The organism is Succiniclasticum ruminis DSM 9236, assembly GCF_900112895.1.
GTDB lineage: Bacteria > Bacillota > Negativicutes > Acidaminococcales > Acidaminococcaceae > Succiniclasticum > Succiniclasticum ruminis.
In genome coordinates, this window is record NZ_FONL01000011.1 from 22430 (window position 1) to 46236 (window position 23807).

The window sequence follows — 23807 nt, forward strand, 5'->3', positions numbered from 1 at the left end:
ATGACGACTGGCAAAATTGTAACGGTCCTGGGTCCTGTTATCGACATTCAGTTTCCGCCGAAACAGCTCCCTGCGATCTACAATGCTATTCATATTGACGGCACGGTAGGTGAAAACATCAAGATTCACCTGACTGCCGAAGTAATGCAGCATATCGGTGAAGATGTTGTCCGCTGCGTAGCCATGAGCTCCACGGACGGCCTCGTACGCGGTATGGATGCAATTGACACGGGGGCGCCTATTAAGGTTCCCGTGGGTCCCGGCTGCCTGGGCCGTATTTTCAACGTACTGGGCGAAACCGTGGATCATGATGACACAAAAGTTGAAGCGGCCGACTACTGGCCGATTCACCGTCCTGCTCCGGCCCTGGAAAACCAGGCCACTTCCGAGCAGATCCTGGAAACGGGCATCAAGGTCGTTGACCTGATCGCCCCCTATGCCCTGGGTGGTAAGGTAGGTCTGTTCGGCGGCGCCGGTGTAGGCAAAACAGTATTGATCATGGAACTCATTCACAACGTCGCTACGGCCCACGGCGGTTATTCCGTATTCGCCGGTGTAGGCGAGCGTACCCGTGAGGGCAACGACCTCTGGGGCGAAATGAAGGAGTCCGGCGTTATCGACAAGACCGTACTGGTTTACGGTCAGATGAACGAGCCGCCCGGAGCGCGTATGCGTGTAGGTCTGTCCGGTCTGACCATGGCAGAATACTTCCGTGATGTAGGCGGTCAGGACGTACTGCTCTTCATCGATAACATTTTCCGTTTTATCCAGGCTGGTTCCGAAGTATCCGCATTGCTGGGCCGTATGCCTTCCGCCGTAGGTTATCAGCCTACGCTGGCTAATGACATCGGCGCGTTGCAGGAACGGATCACATCTACCAAGCACGGTTCCATCACATCGGTACAGGCTGTATACGTTCCTGCCGATGACTTGACTGACCCCGCGCCTGCAGGAACATTCGCCCATCTGGATGCTACTACCGTACTTTCCCGTCAGATTGCAGAGCTTGGTATTTATCCGGCCGTGGATCCCCTGGACTCCACCAGCCGTATTCTGAGCCCGCAGGTTCTGGGCGAGGAGCATTACAAGGTAGCCCGTGGCGTACAGGCTATTCTGCAGCGTTATAAAGAATTGCAGGATATCATCGCGATTCTGGGTATGGAAGAGTTGGGCGAGGATGACAAGATTACCGTTGCCCGTGCCCGTAAGATCCAGCGTTTCCTGTCCCAGAGCTTCTTCGTAGCTGAACAGTTTACCGGTCAGCCCGGCCAGTATGTTCCGCTGAAGGAAACGATCCGCGGCTTCAAGGAAATCCTGGAAGGCAAACATGACGATCTGCCGGAAGGCGCGTTCTACATGGTCGGCACGATTGATGATGCTATCGCGAAGGCCAAGAGCATGGAAGTGGAGTGATTCTATGTCCAGTTTAATGCGTTTTGAGGTCCTGGCTCCGGACAAGTATGTACTGAAGTCGGATGCCATTTCCTATGTGGAAGCGGTTACCCTGTGGGGAGGTGTCGGCATTTTGCCGCGCCACGCCCCGCTGATTGCCGCCCTTAAGGAAGCTCCGCTGAAGTACCGCGATGCCGAGGGCATTGCTCATTTCCTGTGCATACAGGGTGGCTTTATGGAGGTTAAGGACAACAAGGTTGTGGTTATGACGGAGGCAGCCGAGACTGCCGATGAAATTGACGTTGACCGCGCCGAAGCTTCGGCTTTGCGTGCCCGCGAGCGTCTGGCAAACCCGGATGACGAGGTTGACATGGACCGCGTCATGGGCAGCCTGCGCCGTTCGGAAGCGCGCCTGAAGACCGTAAGGCTGGCGGCGGAATCCCGCTGACCAGAACCGGGCAGACCGTGATTTGGTCTGTATCAGTAAGGTTTAAGGAGGGATTCGTCCGGAATAATATTCGGACGAACCTCTTTTTTATCAAAATATCGTAATAATTTTATAAAAATATTTGTAATATTGTTTGCTGAATTTTCCTTGATCAGTATTTCCTTAAAAGTGTTTTCATGACTGCAGGCGGAGAGTCTTGAAACTTACTGGAGGTGTAAGTGTGGCAGTGCATCCGGGGGCTGTGATAGCTGTTGCGGGACTTGCCGTTGCGGGTTTTAAATTGTACACGGCTTTGAGTAATTCCGCACAGATTGTCAGAAGCAGTTTGGAACGTTACAATGACGAGAAAATCCGTTACTATACCGTTAATAAGCAGGTTCTCGAGACGGTTATTGATTACGGTAAATTCAAGCTGGAGATATGGGATGAGTTTGGCGCTTTGGCCCAGCTTTTCAGCCGTATGACCAACCCACCCGGACTTATCAGCTATAAGGGGATGGAGAGTGTGCATGCCGGGCGTCCGCAGATGGACGATATCCGCAATATGACAGCCGCTTTAAAGGCACTGCATGAGCAGCAGTGGGATGTGCTTGGCACAGGTATGCTGACAAGTCTTGCCATTTATGGAAAGACGATGACGCAGAAAGTGGAAAAAGACCAGGTACTGCACATCGAAGGGTTCCCGGATACCGAAGAAGGCGACAGCGTGCTTGACACGATGGGGACAGTTCAGGCCCCCCACCACAGCGATAATGGCATGATAGAAGAAGGCGCGGTTCTGAATGGAATACTGGGCGTGCCTGTCGTTGTGGATACGGATGCCTTGTATGCCGAGCTTTGCGATAAACCGATTACTGAACTCACCAAGGATGAAGCCTTCGCCCTGAAGGACCAGATTGACTGGCGCAGCCTGAAACTTGCCGACGCGGTAGGCCGGATACGCCGTCTGGGTGATACCGTTGACAGCCTCAGGAGTGATGTGGAACGCCTGAGGGACGTATGGAAGAGCAAGATAGAGGGCATCGGTCTGTTGGTGCAGAGAACCCCGGATTACAACGAATTCAGTCTTGCGGATAAGCAGGATTACCAGTTTGCGGTTATGCTGCAGCGGACCATGCGCCTGCTAACGCGCCTGGACCTGGTTCTTAAGCGCGGCAATATGTGCGTTCTGAACGCCATGACTATCAACGATTGCAAACGCCAGGCAGCGGAACTGGTGCCGCTTCCCGATCCCAATGCGCCCGAAAGGTAAATGGGGAGGGGCTTTAAGAGAAGATTCAGCGGCCAGGCCGCACTGTTTTTAGGAGGCTAAGGAGAAATATGGCAAAAGATGCTTTGAGCAGTTTAGCCGGCAACCGTATGGGGCAGCTCAAGAGTGAGATTGCGGACCTTAAGGCCCAGCTCAGGAAAGAGTTTGAACCGGATAAGATCGCTGAGCTGAAAAAGCTTATCAGAGAAAAAGAAACCTACTACAATATACTTGCTGACCGTCGAAGGGCAGGGTTTTAAGCATCATGGACGAGCAGTTATTAATACGTTTGGCACAGATTGCGATACGCTGCGTAGTAGCGTATTATGTGTATAAGGATGCTATCAAACATGAAGTTCCCAACAAGAACTTCTGGGTGGCGGCAACCTTTCTGTTCTGGCCCGTCGTTGTGGTGTACCTGTTCTACCGGCAGCGCGCGGCCCGTACCGTGGATCTTTCCTTTGAGCAGAAAGCGCAGCTGGAGATAGACCATAAGCGCGAGGAAGAGAAGCGGCGCATCGCGGCGGAACGTGCCGAGATGGAGATAGAGCGCAAACACGAGCTCGAAAAGAACCAGATCAGCGAGGAAGAGCTGGAAAAGATTCGTCTGGAACGCAAGGCTGCCAAGGCGAAGCGCATGAAGGAGCTGGAAGAAGAGCGTGCGGAACAGGAAAGACAGCATGCTGAACTTTTAAAGCTGAAGGAAAAGAAGCTGCAGGAAACCGTGGCAAAAAATCTCAGCAACCTGGACAAGTAGTAAGTAGTAGGATATATAATTTCATTACGGGCGCTGCGCTTACAGGCGTGGCGTTTTCTTTTTGCGCCCGCGGCACAGGGGAACTGAAGTAAAATTTTTTCGTTTCCTCTTGCTAAATGACGCTTATAATGATAGAGTTTAATTGTAAGGAAAACACTGGTTCATTCGTGTTACAAACTCATGGAATCAGTGTTTATTAAGTAAGACATCAAACGTTTTTTTAAAAACAACGGTAGGGGGTAAGCTTGTGGATAAGTTGATTGTCAGAGGCGGTAACCGCCTGGTTGGCACAGTAAAGACGAGCGGGGCGAAGAATGCGGTGCTGCCTATTATTGCAGCATCTGTTTTGGGAGAGACGCCCAGTCACCTGGACGAGATACCCAAGCTGGAAGACGTACGCACCATTTGCGGCGTATTGAGATATTTAGGCGTCAAAATCGATGACAGCAGGGAACATGAACTTACCCTGGATACGACCCGGATATCGGCTTATGAAGCTCCATATGAACTGGTCCGTACCATGCGGGCTTCGTTTGTGGTGCTGGGGCCGCTGCTGGCCCGTATGGGGCATGCCCGTATTTCCCAGCCGGGCGGCTGCGCGATCGGCAGCCGGCCCATCGATCTTCATTTAAAGGGCTTTGAAGCGTTAGGCGCGAAGATTTCCCAGGACCATGGCTTTGTAGAAGCTTATGCGCCCAACGGGCTAAAGGGCGCGGATATTTATCTGGATTTCCCCAGTGTGGGGGCGACGGAAAATATCATGATGGCAGCCTGCCTGGCGGAAGGGACCACTACGTTGGAAAATCCGGCGGAAGAGCCGGAAATCGTCGATCTGGCCAACTATCTGAATCAGATGGGGGCCCGTATCAGGGGCGCGGGCACGGATGTGATCCGTATCGAAGGTGTAAAACACATGCATGGGGCAGAGCATATCGCGATTCCCGACCGTATTGAGGCGGGCACCTATATGATTGCGGCAGCCATGACCCACGGCGATGTCATTATAGAAAATGTGCTGGCGGAACATCAGAAACCGTTGCTGGCCAAATTACGTGAAGCCGGTGTACTGATTGAAGAGGATATAGACCGGATCCATGTGGCCTGCCCGGGAGAACTGAAAGGCGTGAATGTGAAAACCCTGCCGTATCCCGGCTTCCCCACGGATATGCAGGCGCAGTTCATGGCCATGATGACGATTTCCCAGGGCCGCAGCACGGTGATGGAAACGGTATTTGAGAACCGGTTCATGCACGTGGTGGAGTTGAACCGCATGGGCGCGAATATTGCTACCACAGGCGCCCGGGGCGCCATCATTGAAGGGCCTGCCAAGCTGACCGGCTGTGAAGTGAATGCCTCTGACCTGCGGGCCGGCGCTGCCATGATTCTGGCCGGGCTGGTAGCGGAGGGCACGACGACTATCGGCAATCTGCACCATATCGACCGCGGTTACGAGGATATCGTCGGTAAGCTGAAGGGCCTGGGCGCGGATATCCAGCGCATCAGCGTAAAAGACTGACAGGACGGGAGAAACAATATGTTTGGTGGACATACAGACATTGGCATCGATCTGGGCACGGCCAATATTCTGGTTTATGTAAAAGGCAAGGGGATCGTGCTGAACGAACCGTCGGTAGTGGCGGTGGAAAAAGCGGGAAACAAGATTCTGGCAGTAGGGGCAGAGGCGAGGGACATGCTGGGCCGCACGCCCCAGGGAATCGTGGCGGTACGCCCGTTAAAGGAAGGTGTAATCGCCAACTATACAATTACCCAGAAGATGCTGGAATACATCGTGAACAAGGTGGCGGGAAAGAGTTTCTTTTTTAAACCGCGGGTCATGACCTGCATTCCGGTACACATAACATCAGTAGAAAAACGCGCCGTACTGGAAGCTACGATCCAGGCCGGCGTATCCAAGACGTATCTCATTGAAGAGCCGCTGGCGGCGGCTCTGGGAGCGGGGCTGGACATCATGGTTCCTTCCGGGAAAATGGTGGTGGATATCGGCGGTGGCACTACCGATATCGGCATCCTGAGCCTGGGCGGCGTGGTAGACAGCGATTCCGTCCGCATTGGTGGCGACAAGTTTGATGAAAGCATCGTCCGTTATGTAAAAAGGGAATACAACCTGCTGATAGGGGATACCACAGGAGAAAGTATCAAGAAGACGATTGGCAATGTGCATCCCGGAGCAGAGGTTAAGAGCATGACGATTCGCGGGAGGGACGGGATCAACGGTCTTCCGACCACTGTTACAGTAACGTCCGAGGATGTCCGGAAGGCGCTGGAAGAACCACTGGAGACCCTGATTGGGAAAATCCGTTCCGTATTGGAAAAATGCCCGCCCGAGCTGTCGGCGGACATTGTGGACAACGGTATTTACCTTACCGGCGGCGGCGCGCTGCTGGGCGGGTTTGCCAAAGTGCTGGAAGAGGATACCGGCATCCGCGTGTTTGTGGCGGAGAATCCGCTGGACTGCGTGGCCATCGGTACCGGCAAGGCGCTGGAGAATCTGGACAAGCTGCGGCCCGGCACCGTGTACAGCAATGCCATGTTTTAAAAACGAAATACTTTCAGGACGGTTTGGGAAGGATTGTTTGTGATTTGCTTCCATGCCGTCCTGCTGATTTTACAGGGTTATGGACAATGAATAATTATTTACTCCGGATTTTGACAGGGGCGGGCAGGATCGTTCCGCTTTTTACCGTGTTTTTCGTCTTGCTGCATGCTTCTGCCCAGGCGCAGATCACAGGCATGCGGGCGGGCAGCGGCGCCGCCAGGATACGCATCGTGCTGGATATGGACAGTCCGGCAAAATTTAAAGAAAGCAGCACGCAGGACAGGATCACCCTGGACATCGATACGGCTGTAAAAAAGAAGCTGCAGCAGACTTTTAACGATGCTTCGGTGAAGGATGTTTCCATAGAAAAAACAGGGAAAAAAACATCCCGCCTGCAGATTAACCTGAAGAAACCGGCGCAGCATAAGGTTATTGTGCTGAAGAAACCAAACCGGCTTGTTATAGACGTGTACCGCATCCAGATTGTAAGAATCACAAAAGATCTGGGGGGCGGGCTTGCCTACACCTATTGGCAGGATGACATGAGCGGTCTGCCGGTGCGTTTGTACGTGCTGAGCCTGGCTCCGGGCAGCAACTATGAGCTGCGGCCTTTTTCCGGCGCAGGCAGTGCCAACGGCCGGGGAAGGCTTTCCCGGGCTGTGGCGGCGAGCGGCGCCAGGGCGGCTGTCAATGCCTGCTATTTTGATACGGATGGCTGGGTCATCGGGAACTGTAAATGGAACGGCAGTTTTTTTGGCACCGACGCGACGCCTCGCAGCGCGTTTGTGGTGGATAAAGAAGGAAAAGCATCCGTACAGAAAGATCTTGCCTACCGGGGGACGGTTTCCCTGCCGGGCAGCCGTATCCTTACCATAAAAGGCCTGAACCGGCAGCGGATTACAAATGATCTGGTGCTTTTCAACCGGAACTATGGAAGTTCTACCCGGACCAATGAACACGGCCGCGAGGTCCGGATCCGCCAGGGGCGGGCTGTGGAAATTTCCTCAAAAGGGAATATGGCGCTGGACAACAATTCCCTTGTGTTGTCCGGCCACGGTGTCAATGCGGATGCGCTGGCACGCATCAGACGCGGCGATCGTGTCGCAGTCGACCAGACCCTGGGCAGCCGTACGGCCGATGAAGCCAGACTGGTCGCGGGCGCAGGGCCTCTTCTGCTGGAAAACGGGCAGGTCAATGTCCGCGTCAGGGAGGAAGCGATAGCGCCGGATATCGCGTACGGACGCGCGCCCCGGACCGGGGCCGGTGTCACGGCGGACGGAACCGTCCTGCTGATGGTCGTGGACGGCCGCAGCCAGAATTCAGCCGGCATGACATTAAAGGAGTTTGCGCAGTATCTGAAACGTTTCGGAGCGGTTTCCGCCGTCAATTTCGATGGCGGGGGATCCTCTGAAATGGTATTGGACGGCAGGATCATGAACCGTCCTTCCGACGGGTCGGAACGGCCGGTAAGCATCGGCCTTGGCGTGTTCCGGAAATAGCAGAGGACAGTCTGTTTTTCCTCATGTAATGCAAATTTGTCACAACGGTGAATTCTGCACAAAGTGTTTTGCCAAATTTTTTTTTTCGTTGTATAATTAAGTATTATAATGGTTGTATTATGCAATAAAAAAGGAATTCATCCATGAAGAAACTATTTCTTTTGCTTTTTTTGTTTTTATCTGTGGGGTCCCAGGCTTTTGCCAGAACTCCGCTGATGCCCGTGGAGGATCTGAAAGCGGGGATGCGGGGTTATGCGAAGACCGTAATTTCCGGTGACACCATAGAAACCTTTCCGGTGGAAGTGCTGGGAGTCACGGGCAGTGATTCCATGGGCTATCAGATTCTGATCAGGGCCGGCGGGGACGTGATTGCCCGCAGCGGCGGCATTGCCCAGGGGATGAGCGGCAGCCCGGTCTATATTGACGGCAGGCTGGCAGGCGCCATTGCCTACGGCAAGGCGTTTACCGACCCGCACTACTGCCTGCTGACACCGATCCATGACATGCTGGATATACTTGACAAGCCGGAACCCCACAGGGACGTTTCCCCTTCTTTGCTGCCCAAAGGTACGCCACTGCTGGCAGGGGGATTTACGCCTGCGGGCATTTCGCTGTTGGAAGAGGGGCTGGAGCCCTTTGGCATGACAGTTGCGGATAGCGGCGCTCCCGGTACTGCTTCGTCGGCTAAAGATCTGGAACCGGGCAGTTCCGTGGGGGCAGCCCTGATACAGGGGGATCTGACGCTCGGAGCGTTGGGCACGGTGACATGGACGGATGAACAAGGCAGGATCCTGGCCTTTGGCCATCCCTTTATGAGCCGGGGCGCCGCTGATTTCTTCCTGACAAAGACCTGGGTGCTGGCATCCCTTCCGAATCTGCAGGCTGCTTATAAAATAGGCAATATCGGCGCGGCGGCGGGCACGTTCAGCCAGGACCGCGGCGCGGGGGTCGCGGGACAGATCGGACGTCTGCCTGCGTACATACCCATGTATGTTTCGGTTTCGGATACCACTCGCTCGCAGAATGGGAGCGCCAGGGTCAAACTTGTCAATGACGAACAGCTGGCTCACAAGCTGGCGGCCTCAGTCCTGGTGAGCCAGGCTGCCAAAACCGTGGACCACGGCAAAGGAGGCAGCGCCCGGATCCGGTTTGATATAACTGCCCGGGACGAAAAAGGGGAACTGCTGCATATCTCCCGTGATAACATGTATTTTGACAAGGAGTCCGTTGTAAAACCACTGCCGGCCGAATTGCAGGAAACTGTCCAGGTGTTGCTTCAGAACAAGCTGGAAAGGGTCAGGATCACGAATATTGACGTGGATGTGGACGCCAGCACGGAGGCCCTGATCGCGGAGATAAAGAAAGTTTCGGTGAAGGAAAAAGAACCGAAGCCGGGAGACACGATCCATTTGCAGGTGACGCTGAAACCCTACCGGGAAAAGGAATTTGTCCGGACCATTGCTTATAAAATGCCCAAAGACGCGAGCGGCGAAGTGCAGTTAAATGTCAGGGGCGGCGCCTCGATGGCCTGGATCCGGGAACTGTTGCGGAAACAGAAAGACGGAGAAGAAGAACAGGCAAAAAAGGAAGAAAAGAAAAAAGATGTCAAACTGTCTGACTATGTCCGGGAAGTTAACCAGGCGGACCGCAATAACGATATTATCATCGAATTCGCGCCAGACCATAAACGGAAGGCTGTCCGGGAGGAAGAGGAAGAAGAATCCCTGGCTTCCCTGTTGAAAGGCGGGCGTAACAAACAGTCCGTGGCTATCGACTATATTGTGGATGGCGAGCAGAAGGTCACGGTCAGACTGCCTTAAAATTGCCATAAGTTTTTAATATTATACGTTTAAGAATTACAAGATGATGTATTTCAGTATTATCGGGACCGGCTGTAATCACAGTTTCGTTTTCCGGGGAAAGGAGAGCAGCATATGTTGCAAGGTGCATGTGCGTTTGTTGGCGCCGCAGTCCTGAATTTTTGCCAGGCTGCCGGACGGATGATGCTGCTCTTTATAGATACGCTGTCTAAAATTAAAGAAGTCAACATCAAAGAAATGCTGCGGCAGATGGCGCTTCTGGGCGCGGATTCCCTGCCTATCGTCCTGCTGACCATGCTGTGTACCGGAATGGTATTCTCTGTGCAGACGGCGAAGGAATTTGTTGAACTGGGAGCATCCGGTACCGTAGGCGGCATAGTGGCGATCGCCATGGGACGGGAACTGGTTCCTGTCCTGACGGGAGTTGTCGTCGCCGGGCGTATCGGTGCGGCCATCGCGGCGGAACTGGGTACCATGAAAGTGACGGAACAGATCGACGCGCTGCGGGTCATGGCCACCAGTCCGGTGCAGTATCTGGTAGCGCCCCGTTTTCTGGCGATGGCGTTGATGATGCCGGTATTGATCGTTTTCGGTAATTTTATCGGCAATGCGGGTGGTTTTTTTGTCGCTCATTACTACGCCGATATCGGTTCCATGACATACCTGAATTCCATTAAACAGTTTTGCGAGCCTTTCGACCTTTTCGGCGGTATGATCAAAGGCGTGGTATTTGGCGCTATCATCAGTATCGTGGGCTGCTTCAAAGGCCTGAACGCAAAGCAGGGCGCGGAAGGCGTCGGGCTTGCCACTACGGCTTCGGTGGTCCTTTCCATCATATTGATTTTCATATTCGATTACTTTCTGACGGTTTTGTTGTATGTAGGTGAATGAGCGAGGCACTATGGCTGAATCTGTGATATCCCTGCAGGGACTGGAACTTGCTTTTGGTGAGAAAAAGGTGCTGCAGGGGGTTGACCTGGAAGTGAAAAAGGGAGAGACCATGGCGGTCATCGGGCCTTCGGGCACCGGCAAAAGCACCATCCTGAAGGTGCTGATCGGTCTGCTGGCTCCCACAGGCGGGAAGGTCCTGATTGAAGGACGGGATGTATCCAACCTGACCGAAGAGGAATGGAACGAGATCCGTAAGCATATCGGGATGGTGTTCCAGTATTCCGCGCTGTTCGACTTCCTGAATGTCGGTGAAAATGTCGCGTTTGGCCTGCGGCAGCATTTCCGGCTGCCGGAGGAGAAGGTGCGGCAGAAAGTGGACGGACTGTTGCAGGATGTGGGGATGGAGGACGCGAAACAGCTTTATCCGGTGGAACTTTCCGGCGGCATGAAAAAGCGGGTGAGCCTGGCCAGGGCGCTGGCGATTGAACCGCGCATCGTCCTGTATGATGAACCTACGGCAGGACTGGACCCCATACGCATGATGAATATCAGCCGCCTGATCCGGGAGACACAGCGCAAGCATAAAGTGACTTCCATACTGGTGACCCACGATATGGATTCGGTGTACGTGGCAGCCGACAGGGTCGCGCTGATTAATAACGGAAAGATTGTAGCGGTTGGAACGCCGGAAGAATTCAGACATTCGGACAATCCCCTGATCCGGGGCTTTATCACCGGGGAAGAGATTGCAGGAGCAACGGAGGCATTTCGATGAACACAAGCGAGACAAAGGTTGGCGCTCTGACGCTGGGCGGGGCAGTGATCCTGGCCGCCATGATCAGTTTTCTGGGAGCCTTTAAATTATTTGACAGCGGGTATGACCTGCATGTGTCCTATCCCTCGGTGAACGGCCTGAAGGTAGGTAGCCCGGTACGCTATGCCGGCGTTCCCATCGGGACTGTCAAGGAGGCAAAAGTGGAACCGGACCAGGTTATGATCACCATGCATGTCAACAAAGACGTGCAGATACCGCAGGAATCAGAGTTCACGATTGGTTCGGACGGCGTGATGGGGGAGAAATACGTGGATATACGCGCGCCTAAAAAATACAGCGGCGTGTATCTGAAACCGGGCAGCAGCCTGACCGGCCAGCCCGGCGGGGACATCAACGATTTCATGGCAAATTCCGGGAAAGTGCTGGAAAAAGTGGAAGGCATAGCGGATGCCCTGAATAATGTATTCGGCGATAAGGAAGTCCAGAAATCCATGCGGGACGGCTTTATCAATGCCCGTGAAATCAGTAACAACCTGAGTAAATTTACAAAAGTGATGGCTGAATCTGCCAAAGAAAACCAGGCGGAAATCCGGAATATGGTAAAACAGTTCAACCAGATGAGCGTCCGCATGAACAAGGCCATGGCACATATGGAAAGCCTGATGAAAGGCGTCGATGCAAACGGGCAGACCGGGAGGAACGTTGCCGCAATGGCCAGGAATCTGGCGGTTACCAGCAAAAACCTGGAAACGATTACGAATACGCTGTCAGATGTTGCAAAAGATCCCCAGACAAAAGAGGACCTGAAGGCAACGATTCATAACGCCCGGGGCGTAACGGAACGGGCCAACAAGATTCTGGGCATGGGAGACGGCATGAAGGTAAAAAGTCATGCGGATGTTTTCCACAATATCAAGGGCAGCGACTGGCGCAGTAATTTCGGGGTACAGTTTGAAAAACCGAATAAAGGAACATTCGGTTACCTGGGCGCGTCCAGCATCGGAAATGATACCAAGCTTGACCTGTACCTCGGGAAGCGTTTCCATAACATGAATGTCAGCGCAGGGGCCATGCAGGGGAAATTCGGCATAGGGCTTGGATACGATCTCAACAACAGGTTCCGTATCTATTCCCAGCTGTATGATTTTGATGACAGCAAGCTGCGCTTTGGCGGAGAATATATGATTAAAAATGACATATTCCTGGTTGGAGAGAGCCTGGACCTGCTCCATGGCAGCAGACGGGATGTGTACGTGGGTGTGCGGGCTTACTTCTGATAAGCCGGCATACGGAGAGGAACGGTTTTCCCGGGCGCATCGTATGATGGGCCTGTTGCTATAATTGACTTTTGTGTCAAAAACCATATATAATTATTTGGCTGGTTTTTTCAGTCAGAAAACTGGAGGTATGGAAATGAAGATGAAAAATACTGCTCGTACAGCTTTGTTGGGGGCATTGTTTACAGTGCTGCTGGTTCCGGGCGCTTTTGCACAGGGAACATTGCCGATCGATCTGCAGACTGCCCTTGATAAAGCTTTTGCTTCCCATGCGGATATTAAAAAAGCGGAGTACAGCCTGGATGCGGCGCGGGCGGACTATAATGCCGCCAGGGAGAGCTTCGGGCCCAAGGTGACATTTTCCCATAACACCAACCGGGGCGGCTACTGGGATGAACAGCCGGTAATAGGTGGCGGTTACAGTAAAAATCTCAGGACAGCGCACAGCAACAGTTTTAGTCTTTCCGTACCCATTTTTAACGCCGGCCTGAATGCGGCGGAGAAACAGGCCAAAGCCAGATACCAGAGCGGCGTGTTAGGGGAGGAACTGGCGTTCATCCGGCTGAAACAGACCGTTTCCAATGCCTATTATACCCTGCTGGCGACCATTGACGCCCAGGAAGTCTGTGAGCAGTCGGTAACGACCCTGCAGGACCATCTGAAAAACGTGCAGGCCCAGTATGATGTGGGCGTGGTAGCCAAGGTGGACCTGCTCCGCAGTGAAGTGGAACTGACATCGGCCCAGCAGGACCTGCTCAAAGCAGAAAACCAGCACAGTATTGCGGAAGCAAGGCTGAACAATATCATGGGGATTGCCCAGGATACCAGGCTGGCTCCGGTGGAAGAGCTGGGTTACAAGACCTATGGGGAAACGCTTCCCCACTGCATCGGTTATGCCATGCTCCACCGCCTGGATCTGCAGCAGAGCCGTCTGCAGGTAAAAGCGGCGGAAGCGGCGCTGAACGGGGCAAAAGCCGGCTGGACGCCTACGGTTTCCGGTTCCCTTTCCAACAGCTGGTCGGACGACAGATGGCCCGGTGACGAGGACAGCAACTGGGGCGCCGGTGTAGGTATCAACATGAATGTGTTTGACAGCGGCGTGACGAAGTCCAATGTGGCCAGGGCCAAGGCAAATCTTATGGCTGCCAAGGAAACCTACCGGCAGGACACGAATAACGTGGAACTGGATGTGCGGAACTGCTATAATACCCTGCGGGAAGCGGAAAAACGCATCTCAACCACCCAGGTTGCCGTAGCCAAGGCGGAGGAAGATTATCATATCGCCCAGGTCCGTTACGAAGCCGGCGTCGGCACCAATACGGATGTGCTGGACGCCCAGGTGGCGCTGAACAGGGCCCGCAACAATTTTAACAGTTCCCTGTACGATTATAACCTTGCGAAAACGGCCCTGGATACCGCCATGGGTATCGAAGCCCGTCCGGATGACTACAGGTACCTGACTTACGGCGAACGCTATAAAGCAACCAAGGCTGTATACAATGCGGCAGTGGAAGCTACCGATTCCGACAAGACGCTGAAAGAGACAGTAAAGGCGATGGAAAAAGCCCGGTCAGAACGGCGGAAAGCGGCATCGGCAGCTAAGAAGAAAGCCTGACAATTTTATAGTTCCTTACAGGATAAAACAGGCTGTTGGCCGGAACATCATTTCGGATGATGATCCGGCCGGCAGTTTTTTTGTCAGATATTGTGCCGCAGCGCTGGTTTCAGTGAAAAATTCACAGATGTGATACAAAAAAATGCTGTCATTCTGTGTCTCTTTTTGCTATAATATTTCTAATATGGGATATTAGTTTTATTTTTGCAATCATACCGGCTTACGAATGCGGGATGCGCACGGCAGACCTGTATGAATCTATTTTAGAAACTTGACGGGGGCGCGATAACGAAATGAATCGGCTGGTAAAATGGCTTGCAGGCATCGCAGCGGTTTTCTGCGTCCTTTTTTTGGGGATCACGCAGCTGGTTCTGCCGGGTTTGCTGGAAAAGGCGGGCTCTTATGCGGAAAAAATGGCGGCGGATTATGTGAACGGGACCGTACAGATCGGTTCGGTCGCACAGTCCGGCCTGACCGGGTTCGTGGTGAGAGATGTGACCGTAAAAAACGGGAAGCAGCAGATCATTGCCTCCCTGCCGGAAACCAGGGTATCCTTGTCCCTCAACCCTCTTAAAGCGCTGGGAGGTCTGGAAAAGGCTGTTTCGGCGATAGATATGGAAAAGCCTGTTTTGTATTTGGAACAGGACAAAGAAGAAAAGTGGAGCTTTCAGAACTTATTGAAACCTTCGCAGTCGGAAACGACCCCATTCTACGGGAAGGCCAACGTACACGGGGGAACCGTGAAGGTGAAGCTTCCTGAAGGGAACTGGGAATTCAGCGTGGAAGGGTCGGTGGACGGAAGCTATAATCCTGCCTTTGACCTGGACTTCAGGGTGAATGCGCCCGGCATGGAAACAGCAACCGTATTGGGCAGTATTGACAATAAAGGTGTGGGCAAAATCGTCATGAAATCGGACCGGGTGGATCTGGCGCCCTATCATGCCCTGGCGTTACGCTATGGCGGGGTTAAAGAGGCGGCCGGCCAGGTTACGGGGATTGACGGGGAATGGAACAACGACGGAAAGGACACCGTTTTAAAAGGAAAATGCGTTTTGCAGGATGTACGGGGCCGATACCAGATGAACGGGCAGGAACTGCCGTTCCGGATCACAGGTAACGTGTCTTCGTCAGATCATGTCATAACCGCGGATAGACTGCAGGTCAGCCTGAATGAGCAGGCTGCCGTCCTGTCCGGTGCCCTGGACATCCATGATCTGGATAACCCGGAAGGCCATCTTTCCCTGCGGTCGGACAAGTTTACCTATAATGGCGAAACGCTGAAGAATATTGAAGCGGAAGCGGTGCTGGCCGAAAACAAGGCGGCTGTGAATTATTTTACTGCCGCGTACAGGGGCGGCAGGATCAGCGGGCAGGGTGTATATGAACTGGCTTCCGGGAAACTGACGGGAACTGCTGATATCCGGAAAGTGACCCTGGACGGCGAAACGTTCAACGGGGAAAAGTTCCTGCTCAATGCCGCGCTTGCTGGCAGCGGCACCTATAACCAGGAAGATGGCAGACTGGATGTGAATGTGGCTGCCAACACGATGAATCTGCAATGGCGTGATACCCGGCTCAATGCGGTGGATTTTGATGCAAATCTGACTAACAGCGCCGTAGATATTCAAACATTTTCTGCTTTGGCAGGGAACGGCGCGTTGCAGGCCGCCGGCAGGGTGTCCTTTGACGGCGGTTACGACCTGAAGGGGAAGATGGCGAATATGCCCCTGGACCCGGTCATGGCAGTGGCCGGACAGCAGGGAGGCGGGTTTGTTTCTTCGTCTTCGTACCACCTGTATGGCCAGGGAAGCCGTGTTAATTTTGAAGGCCCGGTACAACTTCAGCAGGTTGCCTGGAAAGATCTGTTTGTGCAGGATGGCAGCGGCTATGTTACCGTTCGTGATAATGTTGCGCAGTTAAAAGACTATCAGCTGGTTATGGACCGGGGAAGCCATACGGCAAACGGAACCGTCGATCTGCGGGGCGGTGAACCGCGGTTCGATCTGGCTCTGGACACGGAAAAGGTCCGTATCGAACCGTTGCTGGCGGCAGCCGGGTTACAGGATGTGATTACCGCTACGGGCAACCTTTCAAACCGTATGTATATAACAGGGACCTTGTCTGACCCTGCCGTACAGGGTGACGCGGATATGTCTGACGGCAGCGTGGAAGGATATCTTGTAGACTCCCTGACGGGCAGATATTTTTATCATAAAGGTTCCCTGCGCCTGGATAATGTTGTAGTAAAGGCACTGTCATCCACGTTAAAGCTCCACGGGGTCATGGATGCGGACCGTCATCTGGATTTTGAGGCGGAAGCGACGGATGTGGACCTGAGCCGTCTGCCGGTACGTGAGGAGAATGTGGCGCTGGCCGGTTTTGTTTCCGCGAAGGGGCATTTGTCCGGAACGGCGGATACTCCGCTGTTTGCGGGCAATGTTTCCAGTGAAGAGTTTTCCATCAATGAAGTCCCGGTTAAAAACCTGAAAGGGGTTCTGGTCAGCAACGGCAAGGATATCAACTCGTTAAAAGGCGAGTGTGAGCAGACCAATACGGACGGGCTGACTTCCGCCTATATGATCGACCTCACCCTGAACAGGCCAAAGCGCGACCTGAGGGGCAAAATGGGGATCATGTATGGGGACCTGCAGAACATCCTGAAGATGGCCAAAGTGGATTTCCCGGTCAAGGGGCTGGCAGCCGGCACATTGGAATTTAACGGCCCGGACGCGGATACGGTGGCGGATTTCTGGGGCTACAATCTGGATGTCAACGGTGTAAAGTACGACCAGATGGCGCTGAAGGCGCGGCTTAACAAAGGTCTTCTGACCGTTGAAAATATTAAATTGCAGGAAGACAGGGCCTTTTTCCGGGAAGGAACGATTGCGCTCCGGGGTACCGTGGACCTCCGCAGGCGGGAAATGAACATGAAGGCGCAGGCGGTGGATGCGAACCCGGCGATCCTGACCGCGTTTATGCAGAAGCCCGCAGTCCTTACCGGTTCGCTGAACATGTCAGCGCAGCTGGAAGGTCCGTGGGATAAACTGAAAGGAAATGGTTCTGCGGAAATCTTACAGGGCAGTCTGGAAGAAGTGCCGTTTGACAAAGCTTCGGCGGAGTTTGTCCTGGATAACGACATCATTACGCTGCGCCAGGTTTCCGCAGAGCAGGATGTTTATAAACTGATAGCGCAGGGCAGGGTCCCGGTAGACGCATTCCGCGCCAGGGAAAACCGGAAAAATCCCGATGCGCAGATGGACGTAAAAGTAGATTTCAATAAAGCCAGCCTGGCGGTTTTCGGGGCGCATCCCAGAATAGACTGGAGCCTGGGAGACACAAAAGGCATCGTTACTGTGGCAGGCACGCTGGACGACCCGCAGTTATTCGGAACCCTTGCCGTTGCGGATGGCTGCGTGAAACTGAAAGACATCCATTCGCTGATTGATAAGGTTAACCTGAAAATGACTTTCAGCGGAAGCAAGGTCCTGGTAGAACAGATTTCCGCTGTTTTGGGAAAAGGCACGCTGGAAGGAAGCGGCAGTTATGATTTCAGGGCTTCCGGCGAACAGTCTTATCTGTTCAACGCCACAGCGAAGAACGCCGAGATTGATTCGGCAATCTTTAAAGGACGCATCAACGGAACCTTTGCCGTATCTCCTGAGCATTACCGGGTTCCGCGGCGCCTTCTGCAGAAACAGGTTGAAGGCGCGGCGCCGGCAGACAAAAGTGCGCCGCAGGTGACGGGGACAGAAGAAGGCTGGCGGCCTAAAATTACGATGACCGCCACGCTGGACGATGTCACGGTCAATATGCCCACGATCCCCTCCCTGGGGGAAGGCAGCGCGAACCTTGGCTTGAATGTTTCTGTGAACCTGGGTTCCAAAGTACACCTGTATAATAAATATCTGTATGACCTGTGGCTGAAGGGTTCGGTGAAGGCAGAGGGAAGCACGGTCTTCCCGCGGGTCAGTGGCGGCATTGATACGGATAAAGGCACCGTGACCTATCTCCGGACCCGTTTCAAAGTGGAGAAAGGCTCTTTGCGGTGGTCACAGCCGGGCACGTTCCTGCCGTATGTCAAGCTGAACGCCAACACGAAATTCAGCCGCTACCGCATTGCGCTCCAGGTTGACGGTTCGCTGAACAAAGACAATCTGGATATGAAACTGCAGTCGAACCCGTATCTGTCGCAGAACGCCATCGTCCGGATGCTGACATTGCAGCGCGCTTCCGCCGGAAGCGACGACATAACGAATGAAGACATGCACAATCTCCTGATCGCAGGGCTGGAGACCGGTTTACTGGGGGATGTGGAGCATTCAATCCGCAGAGCCCTCGGCATCGATGAGTTCCGTGTATATGTCGGGAAACTGGACAACGGTGTGGATTTTGACAACCGCATCATCCGTGAACTGACGCAGGAAGAAAAAGAGCAGTATAATTTCCTGGTTGCGAAAAACCTGACGGACCGCTGGAAAATCGGTTATACCAGCAGTTTTGACGGAAAATATGAGAACGTCTATACACAGTATCAGCTTACGGAACATATGAACATCACTCTTTCCCAGAATGAAGACCACGAAAGGCGCTACAGTGTGGAATACCGTATTACGTTCTGAGGAAAAACCGGTGAATCTGCCGGCAGGGGCGCAAAACCGGCTGGCAGCACTTTCCAGAATCAGAGAGGGGTTATGATGTTACAGAAATATCTGGAAGAACTGAAAAAAGTAAAACTTCTTTCCCCGGAGGAAGAGAAGGAACTCTGGATCCGGGAAGCGGAAGGGGACGGGACTGCCCACCGGATACTGATCAGCGCCTATCAGCCGCTGGTATTTAAAACGGCTGTCCGGTTCCATATGCCGGAAGAGACTACCATGGAGCTGATCCAGGAAGGCACGGTGGGCCTTCTGGAAGCCGCGGAGAGTTATGATCATACAAAGGGTGTGGCATTCAGCCTGTATGCGGTTCACCGTATCCGGGGCAGGATGTGTGATTTTCTTAACCGGGAGTTTTCCCGCGACGATCTGTCACTGGACCGGGAAATGGCAGAAGGCTGGCGCCTGACGGAAATATTGTCTGCTTCCCAGCCGCTTCCGGAAGAAGTAGCGGAACGCCGCGCGGTCTCCGACCGGGTGTCCCGGGCGGTGGAACGGCTTCCGCAGAAAGAAAAGCAGGTCCTGCAGGGGATTTTTCTGGAGAACAGGACGCCGTCTGATCTGGCTGCCGATATCCATGTAACGCCAAGTCACATATACCGTCTGGAAAAGCAGGGGGTCCGCAGGATACGTGGGATGCTGTCCCGTTTTATGAGCGAGTTCAGGAAGTGAAACGGGAATTACGTATCAGGTAAAACCATAAAGATAATGGGTCCAATTCAGTAAAAAACCGCAGAAAAAGACAGATAATCTGAAATAATTGACTGTTTTTACGTTTTTTTTGCAAGTTAATTTGCCAAGTTAATTCAGATTATATATAATCATATGTAAGTTTGGGGGTGTAACCGTATGAATCAGAGCCGGTCTGTGTGCAGCCGGATCCGGAACGCGAAAGCCAGCCTGGACAATGCGGAACGCAGTTTCCGCAGCAATCAGGAGGTCCGCGGCGAACTGGATCTGATGCTGGCGGAAGCAGAACTGGATAATCTGCGGCAGAAACGTCCGGGCATTTCCTGGACCCGCCATACGCTGGCGGCGTGTTTTGCCGTGCTGGTGCTGGCCTCGGGATGTTTGGGCTGGTGGTGGGCTTCTGCGTACGGAGGGAACACGACCAACGCCGCAGGATTACAGGGTACGCCGGCGGCTGCGGAAATTAAAGAATCGGTAAGCACGGATAAGCAAATGCCTGCTTCCCGGCAAAACGCCGCAACTTCAGCTGTTATGCCTGAGAAGAAAGCGGTCATCAGGGAAAAACCGGATGCTCCGGTACAGACTGCCGCGCCGCAACTGAAGCAACCCGTTAACAGGGACGGGGGAGTCCGTCTTTCTGCCGGCCAGATGCGCCAGCTGATCCGTTCCGGGAAACAGGAACTGGAAAATATGCGGTAAATACGTAAAATATTTGTCAAAAAGTCACCATCAGGTGTATAATATAACATTAAGTGATTAACACAGCATTCGGTAAGAAATTACCAGCTTTACAGGGAGGTTAATTGGTATTATGAAACACGCTTTGGGAAAGCAGCTCACAGTCAGTTTGATGGCAACATTGCTGGTTGCAGGTCCGGTTTTTGCGGAAACGACAACGACCGTATCGGATTCGATCGGACTCAAAAAGAAGCCTGTTGCAACGACCGGTGAGGATAAGGCTGCGCAGACACGTGGGGGCGGAACTGCAGGATCGGCAGCCGTCAGGACGAACCCGTTAAATCTCCCTCCCGCGAGCAGACCGGTTCCGGGGCAGAATATAGGGGTGCAGGAAGAAGCAGATAGCGAGCTGGCTCCTTACCTTAATAAGACACTCACAAAAATCAGTGTTGAAGGAAATGAGGAAATCCCGTCAGAGGATATCCTGAAAGTAACCTACAGCAAACCGGGTCTGCCGTTGACAGAAGAAGACATATCCAGAGACATCCAGGCCATTTACGGCATGGGCTGGTTTTATGAGATCCGGCCGTCATTCCAGACCGTTCCGGAAGGGGTACAGGTAACCTATCATGTGCTGGAAAACCCCCGGTTTGACCATCTGGAAGTAACGGGGAACACCAAGATTTCCACAGAAAAGATACGCCAGATCGTGAATCTCCCGAAAGGCAAGATTGTCAATGTCCGGGACTCCAACAAGAAATTGGGGTTTGTTGAAGAACAGTATAAAAGGGACGGTTATATCCTTGCCCGTATTACAGATGTAGGCTTCATGCCGGGCGGGATTCTGGCTATAAAGATCAATGAAGGCATTGTAGAAGATTTTAAAGTGAAAGGCAATGTCAAGACAAAGGACAAGGTAATTTTGCGGGAAATCCGCCTGAAAAAGGGCGAACCTTTCAATTCGGCATTAGCCCGCCGCTCCCTGAACCGCATCCAGAATCTGGGATTTTTTGAAGATGTCAATATGAAGCTGAATCCCGGCCGCCAGCCTAACGCGGTGGAAATGGAAATTGATGTGGTTGAGATGAATACAGGCACGTTCGGCATCGGCGCAGGTTACAGCGATGCGGACGGCTTTGTCGGCATGATTTCCGTCGGTGATAAGAATCTCCGGGGAACCGGCGACAGCATCCTGTTCCGCTGGGAATTTGGCGGTGAAGATAATAAAAACTATGAGATTTCGTACCGTAAGCCCTGGCTGGATAAGAAGGAAACCTCATTGGGCGTCACCCTGTATGATTTAACCCATGAATATGCGGATTACGACCGTCAGGGGGATGAAATTGCCCGGTATGATAAAAAACGTGTGGGGCAGGAAATGACCCTTGGCCGCCCCCAGGGAGAGTTTGTACGGCATGCTATTACACTGAAACATCGTGAAGATAAGTATGTTAAGCAGATTAAAGGCTATAGCATGCAATATTATGAGGATTCTTTTGACAAGCAAATATCAGATCCCAAGGGCAAGTATCATCAATTTGAGGGGAAGTGGCCGGCGACTGCGCGGGAACGCCGTGACGAAAACTTCGGCACGACGAACAGTATAACGTATACCCGCGTGTATGATTCCCGCGACAACATCTATGACCCCCATGCCGGCAAGCGTAATTCGTATTCTCTGGAGTTAGCCGGCCTGGGCGGGGATTTCACATTTGAAAAGATCACCGTGGATTACCGTTATTACCTGCCGCTGCCCAAAAACCGGGTGCTGGCCTTTGATTTGTCTGCCGGCTATGCCTGGGGCGATCTGCCTCTGTCCCAGCGTTTCTCGATAGGCGGCGCGGATACCCTGCGTGGCTACAAAGACGACCAGTTCCGAGGCAACAGCATGCTGAGGGGGACGGCGGAATACCGTTTCCCCATCCGGAAAAAGATACAGGGCGCGTTATTCTATGATATCGGGTACGCCTGGGATAAACGGGACCAGAGCGCTTTTGACCTGGGCCTGCTGGAATCCGGTTACGGTATCGGCCTGCGGATCAATTCGCCGTTAGGACCGATCAAGCTGGATTGGGGTAAAGGAAAGCAGCGCAGCCGGTTCCACTTTAGCTTTGGCGGACAGTTCTGATTATTATGTTTAAAACAGCAAGCTTGTTTCTGGCCTGCCTGCTGTGGACAGCAAGCGTCCTGGCGGCGCCGGTGACAAAGGTGGATGTGACCATCCGTGATGAGGCTGGGAAAACCAGCCCCGTCCTGCTCCGCAAGATGGAAGACAGTATGCAGGTGGTGGCTGCCCAGCTGTTTAATGGCAGGGACTCGGAATTTATTGCAGCAGACAGAACGGGTTATGAGCGCCTGCTGTCGGAAATTTCCGACCGTGTGATTACCGGATACCAGACGAACCGGGTCGTTCTTTCCACGGAACAGGGACGGGACGGGATGACGGTAAATCTGGCCTTTGCGGTTGCGCCCTGGGCGCAGACCGTGCAAAAGGTGGATGTGGACATACAGTTTTCCGGCGTCAGTCCCTTTGCTGCAGCAGCATTGGAGGAGAAAATACCTGCCTTGCGGGAACAGCTCCGGAAAACGCTGGAAGGAGCTTCGCTGGATGCGGCCGACTGGGCAGGAGGTATTCTGCGGGGCCAGGTAAAAAGCTGTGTAGAGACGGCTTTGCCGGATTTCAAGGCAGCCGTGGATCTGACGACCCGGGATGATAATGCGGCAGTGCAGGTGATTATTTACCCGGTGGGGGAACTGGTGCGTAACGTACAGTACAGCATGGTTTCCCGTTCCATACCGAATATACTGTTGATGAAGCTGAAATATAAATACGCGGACAAGGCAAAATCCCTGCAGGGGCTGCCGGTTTCTTACATTGAAACAGAGTTTAAGGAGCTGGCTGACAGGCTGCAGCAGGAACTTTCCCGGGAACCTCAGGTCAGGCGGCACCATCTGACGCCGGAGATCGGGATCCGACCCGGGCCGGAAACGCAGCTGGATATAACTCTGGAATCCGATGAGTATAAAATCTGGTTTGAAGGATACGGTGATATAGGGAGAAAAGACCACAATCTTTCCGGTCGTGCCCATATCGGCAAGTTTATTTCCCACCGGGACGAGATTTTCGGTGAAGCCGGCCTGGACCTGAAAGATGTAAGATGGGATTTCAGTGCCGGTTACGCGTATCACTGGGGCAAGACAACCCTGTCCTATATGCGCCGTGTTCCGGCGGGTGCAAATGTATACCGGCTGGAATATGATTTTACGCCGAAATGGCGTATCCGCTACGAACATTTCGGGGACAGAAAAGAGAACGAGTATGCGGTCCGGTATCGGATTCATGAATTCCTGAGCGGGGAATATGTGTACTCGACAAACAAGTCCTATTTCCGGATTGTGGGCAATCTGTAAAAAAATCTTGAAATATCCGGTGAAATGTTGAAAGTACCGGCATGGGCTGGTATAATATATGCATATAATTATTTTTTAAGAAAGCAGGTAATT

The 23807-nt window shown here is 53.1% G+C and carries 18 protein-coding genes; all 18 read left to right on the forward strand.

Annotation, left to right across the window (positions count from 1 at the left end):
• The 18 genes from atpD to BM159_RS08295 all read left to right on the forward strand — a co-directional run bounded on the left by atpD (position 1) and on the right by BM159_RS08295 (position 23714).
• Positions 1-1413 (forward strand): F0F1 ATP synthase subunit beta, encoded by a 1413-nt coding sequence (gene atpD / locus BM159_RS08210; RefSeq protein WP_093729048.1) that lies wholly within the window; start codon positions 1-3, stop codon positions 1411-1413.
• A 4-nt stretch (positions 1414-1417) separates the two neighbouring features.
• Complete coding sequence (gene atpC, locus BM159_RS08215; protein ID WP_176760348.1) at positions 1418-1840, forward strand: ATP synthase F1 subunit epsilon; 423 nt, start codon at positions 1418-1420, stop codon at positions 1838-1840.
• A gap of 220 nt (positions 1841-2060) precedes the next feature.
• Positions 2061-3092, forward strand: a complete 1032-nt coding sequence (locus tag BM159_RS08220) for a hypothetical protein (protein ID WP_093913768.1) — start codon at positions 2061-2063, stop codon at positions 3090-3092.
• 68 nt (positions 3093-3160) lie between these two features.
• Positions 3161-3349 carry a hypothetical protein gene (locus BM159_RS08225; protein ID WP_093729051.1) on the forward strand — a complete coding sequence of 63 codons (189 nt, stop codon included), beginning with the start codon at positions 3161-3163 and terminating at the stop codon, positions 3347-3349.
• A gap of 5 nt (positions 3350-3354) precedes the next feature.
• A complete protein-coding gene (locus BM159_RS08230; RefSeq protein ID WP_093913769.1) occupies positions 3355-3846 on the forward strand; it encodes a hypothetical protein in 492 nt (163 codons plus the stop codon).
• 247 nt (positions 3847-4093) lie between these two features.
• Positions 4094-5362, forward strand: a complete 1269-nt coding sequence (gene murA / locus BM159_RS08235; protein ID WP_093913770.1) for a UDP-N-acetylglucosamine 1-carboxyvinyltransferase — start codon at positions 4094-4096, stop codon at positions 5360-5362.
• A gap of 18 nt (positions 5363-5380) precedes the next feature.
• A complete protein-coding gene (gene mreB / locus BM159_RS08240) occupies positions 5381-6403 on the forward strand; it encodes a rod shape-determining protein (protein ID WP_093913771.1) in 1023 nt (340 codons plus the stop codon).
• Between the two features lie 86 nt (positions 6404-6489).
• Positions 6490-7902: a phosphodiester glycosidase family protein gene (locus BM159_RS08245; RefSeq protein ID WP_093913772.1), complete on the forward strand. Its 1413-nt coding sequence runs from the start codon at positions 6490-6492 to the stop codon at positions 7900-7902.
• 143 nt (positions 7903-8045) lie between these two features.
• Positions 8046-9722: a SpoIVB peptidase S55 domain-containing protein gene (locus BM159_RS08250; protein WP_093913773.1), complete on the forward strand. Its 1677-nt coding sequence runs from the start codon at positions 8046-8048 to the stop codon at positions 9720-9722.
• 114 nt (positions 9723-9836) lie between these two features.
• The gene (locus tag BM159_RS08255; protein WP_093913774.1) at positions 9837-10613 is read left to right on the forward strand and encodes an MlaE family ABC transporter permease; all 777 of its coding nucleotides are present in this window, start codon (positions 9837-9839) and stop codon (positions 10611-10613) included.
• 10 nt (positions 10614-10623) lie between these two features.
• The gene (locus tag BM159_RS08260) at positions 10624-11388 is read left to right on the forward strand and encodes an ABC transporter ATP-binding protein (RefSeq protein ID WP_093913775.1); all 765 of its coding nucleotides are present in this window, start codon (positions 10624-10626) and stop codon (positions 11386-11388) included.
• A complete protein-coding gene (locus BM159_RS08265; protein WP_093913776.1) occupies positions 11385-12665 on the forward strand; it encodes an MlaD family protein in 1281 nt (426 codons plus the stop codon). The genes BM159_RS08260 and BM159_RS08265 overlap by 4 nt, the downstream gene beginning before the upstream one ends.
• Positions 12666-12801: 136 nt before the next feature.
• Positions 12802-14280, forward strand: a complete 1479-nt coding sequence (locus BM159_RS08270) for a TolC family protein (RefSeq protein WP_177205975.1) — start codon at positions 12802-12804, stop codon at positions 14278-14280.
• A 293-nt stretch (positions 14281-14573) separates the two neighbouring features.
• Positions 14574-18899 carry a translocation/assembly module TamB domain-containing protein gene (locus tag BM159_RS08275; protein ID WP_093913778.1) on the forward strand — a complete coding sequence of 1442 codons (4326 nt, stop codon included), beginning with the start codon at positions 14574-14576 and terminating at the stop codon, positions 18897-18899.
• 72 nt (positions 18900-18971) lie between these two features.
• Positions 18972-19607 carry a sigma-70 family RNA polymerase sigma factor gene (locus BM159_RS08280; RefSeq protein WP_093913779.1) on the forward strand — a complete coding sequence of 212 codons (636 nt, stop codon included), beginning with the start codon at positions 18972-18974 and terminating at the stop codon, positions 19605-19607.
• A gap of 177 nt (positions 19608-19784) precedes the next feature.
• Positions 19785-20324, forward strand: coding sequence for a hypothetical protein (locus BM159_RS08285; RefSeq protein WP_093913780.1), 540 nt, complete (start codon positions 19785-19787; stop codon positions 20322-20324).
• 112 nt (positions 20325-20436) lie between these two features.
• Positions 20437-22431 carry a BamA/OMP85 family outer membrane protein gene (locus BM159_RS08290; protein WP_245763684.1) on the forward strand — a complete coding sequence of 665 codons (1995 nt, stop codon included), beginning with the start codon at positions 20437-20439 and terminating at the stop codon, positions 22429-22431.
• A gap of 5 nt (positions 22432-22436) precedes the next feature.
• A complete protein-coding gene (locus BM159_RS08295) occupies positions 22437-23714 on the forward strand; it encodes a hypothetical protein (protein ID WP_093913781.1) in 1278 nt (425 codons plus the stop codon).
• Positions 23715-23807 lie beyond the last annotated feature (93 nt).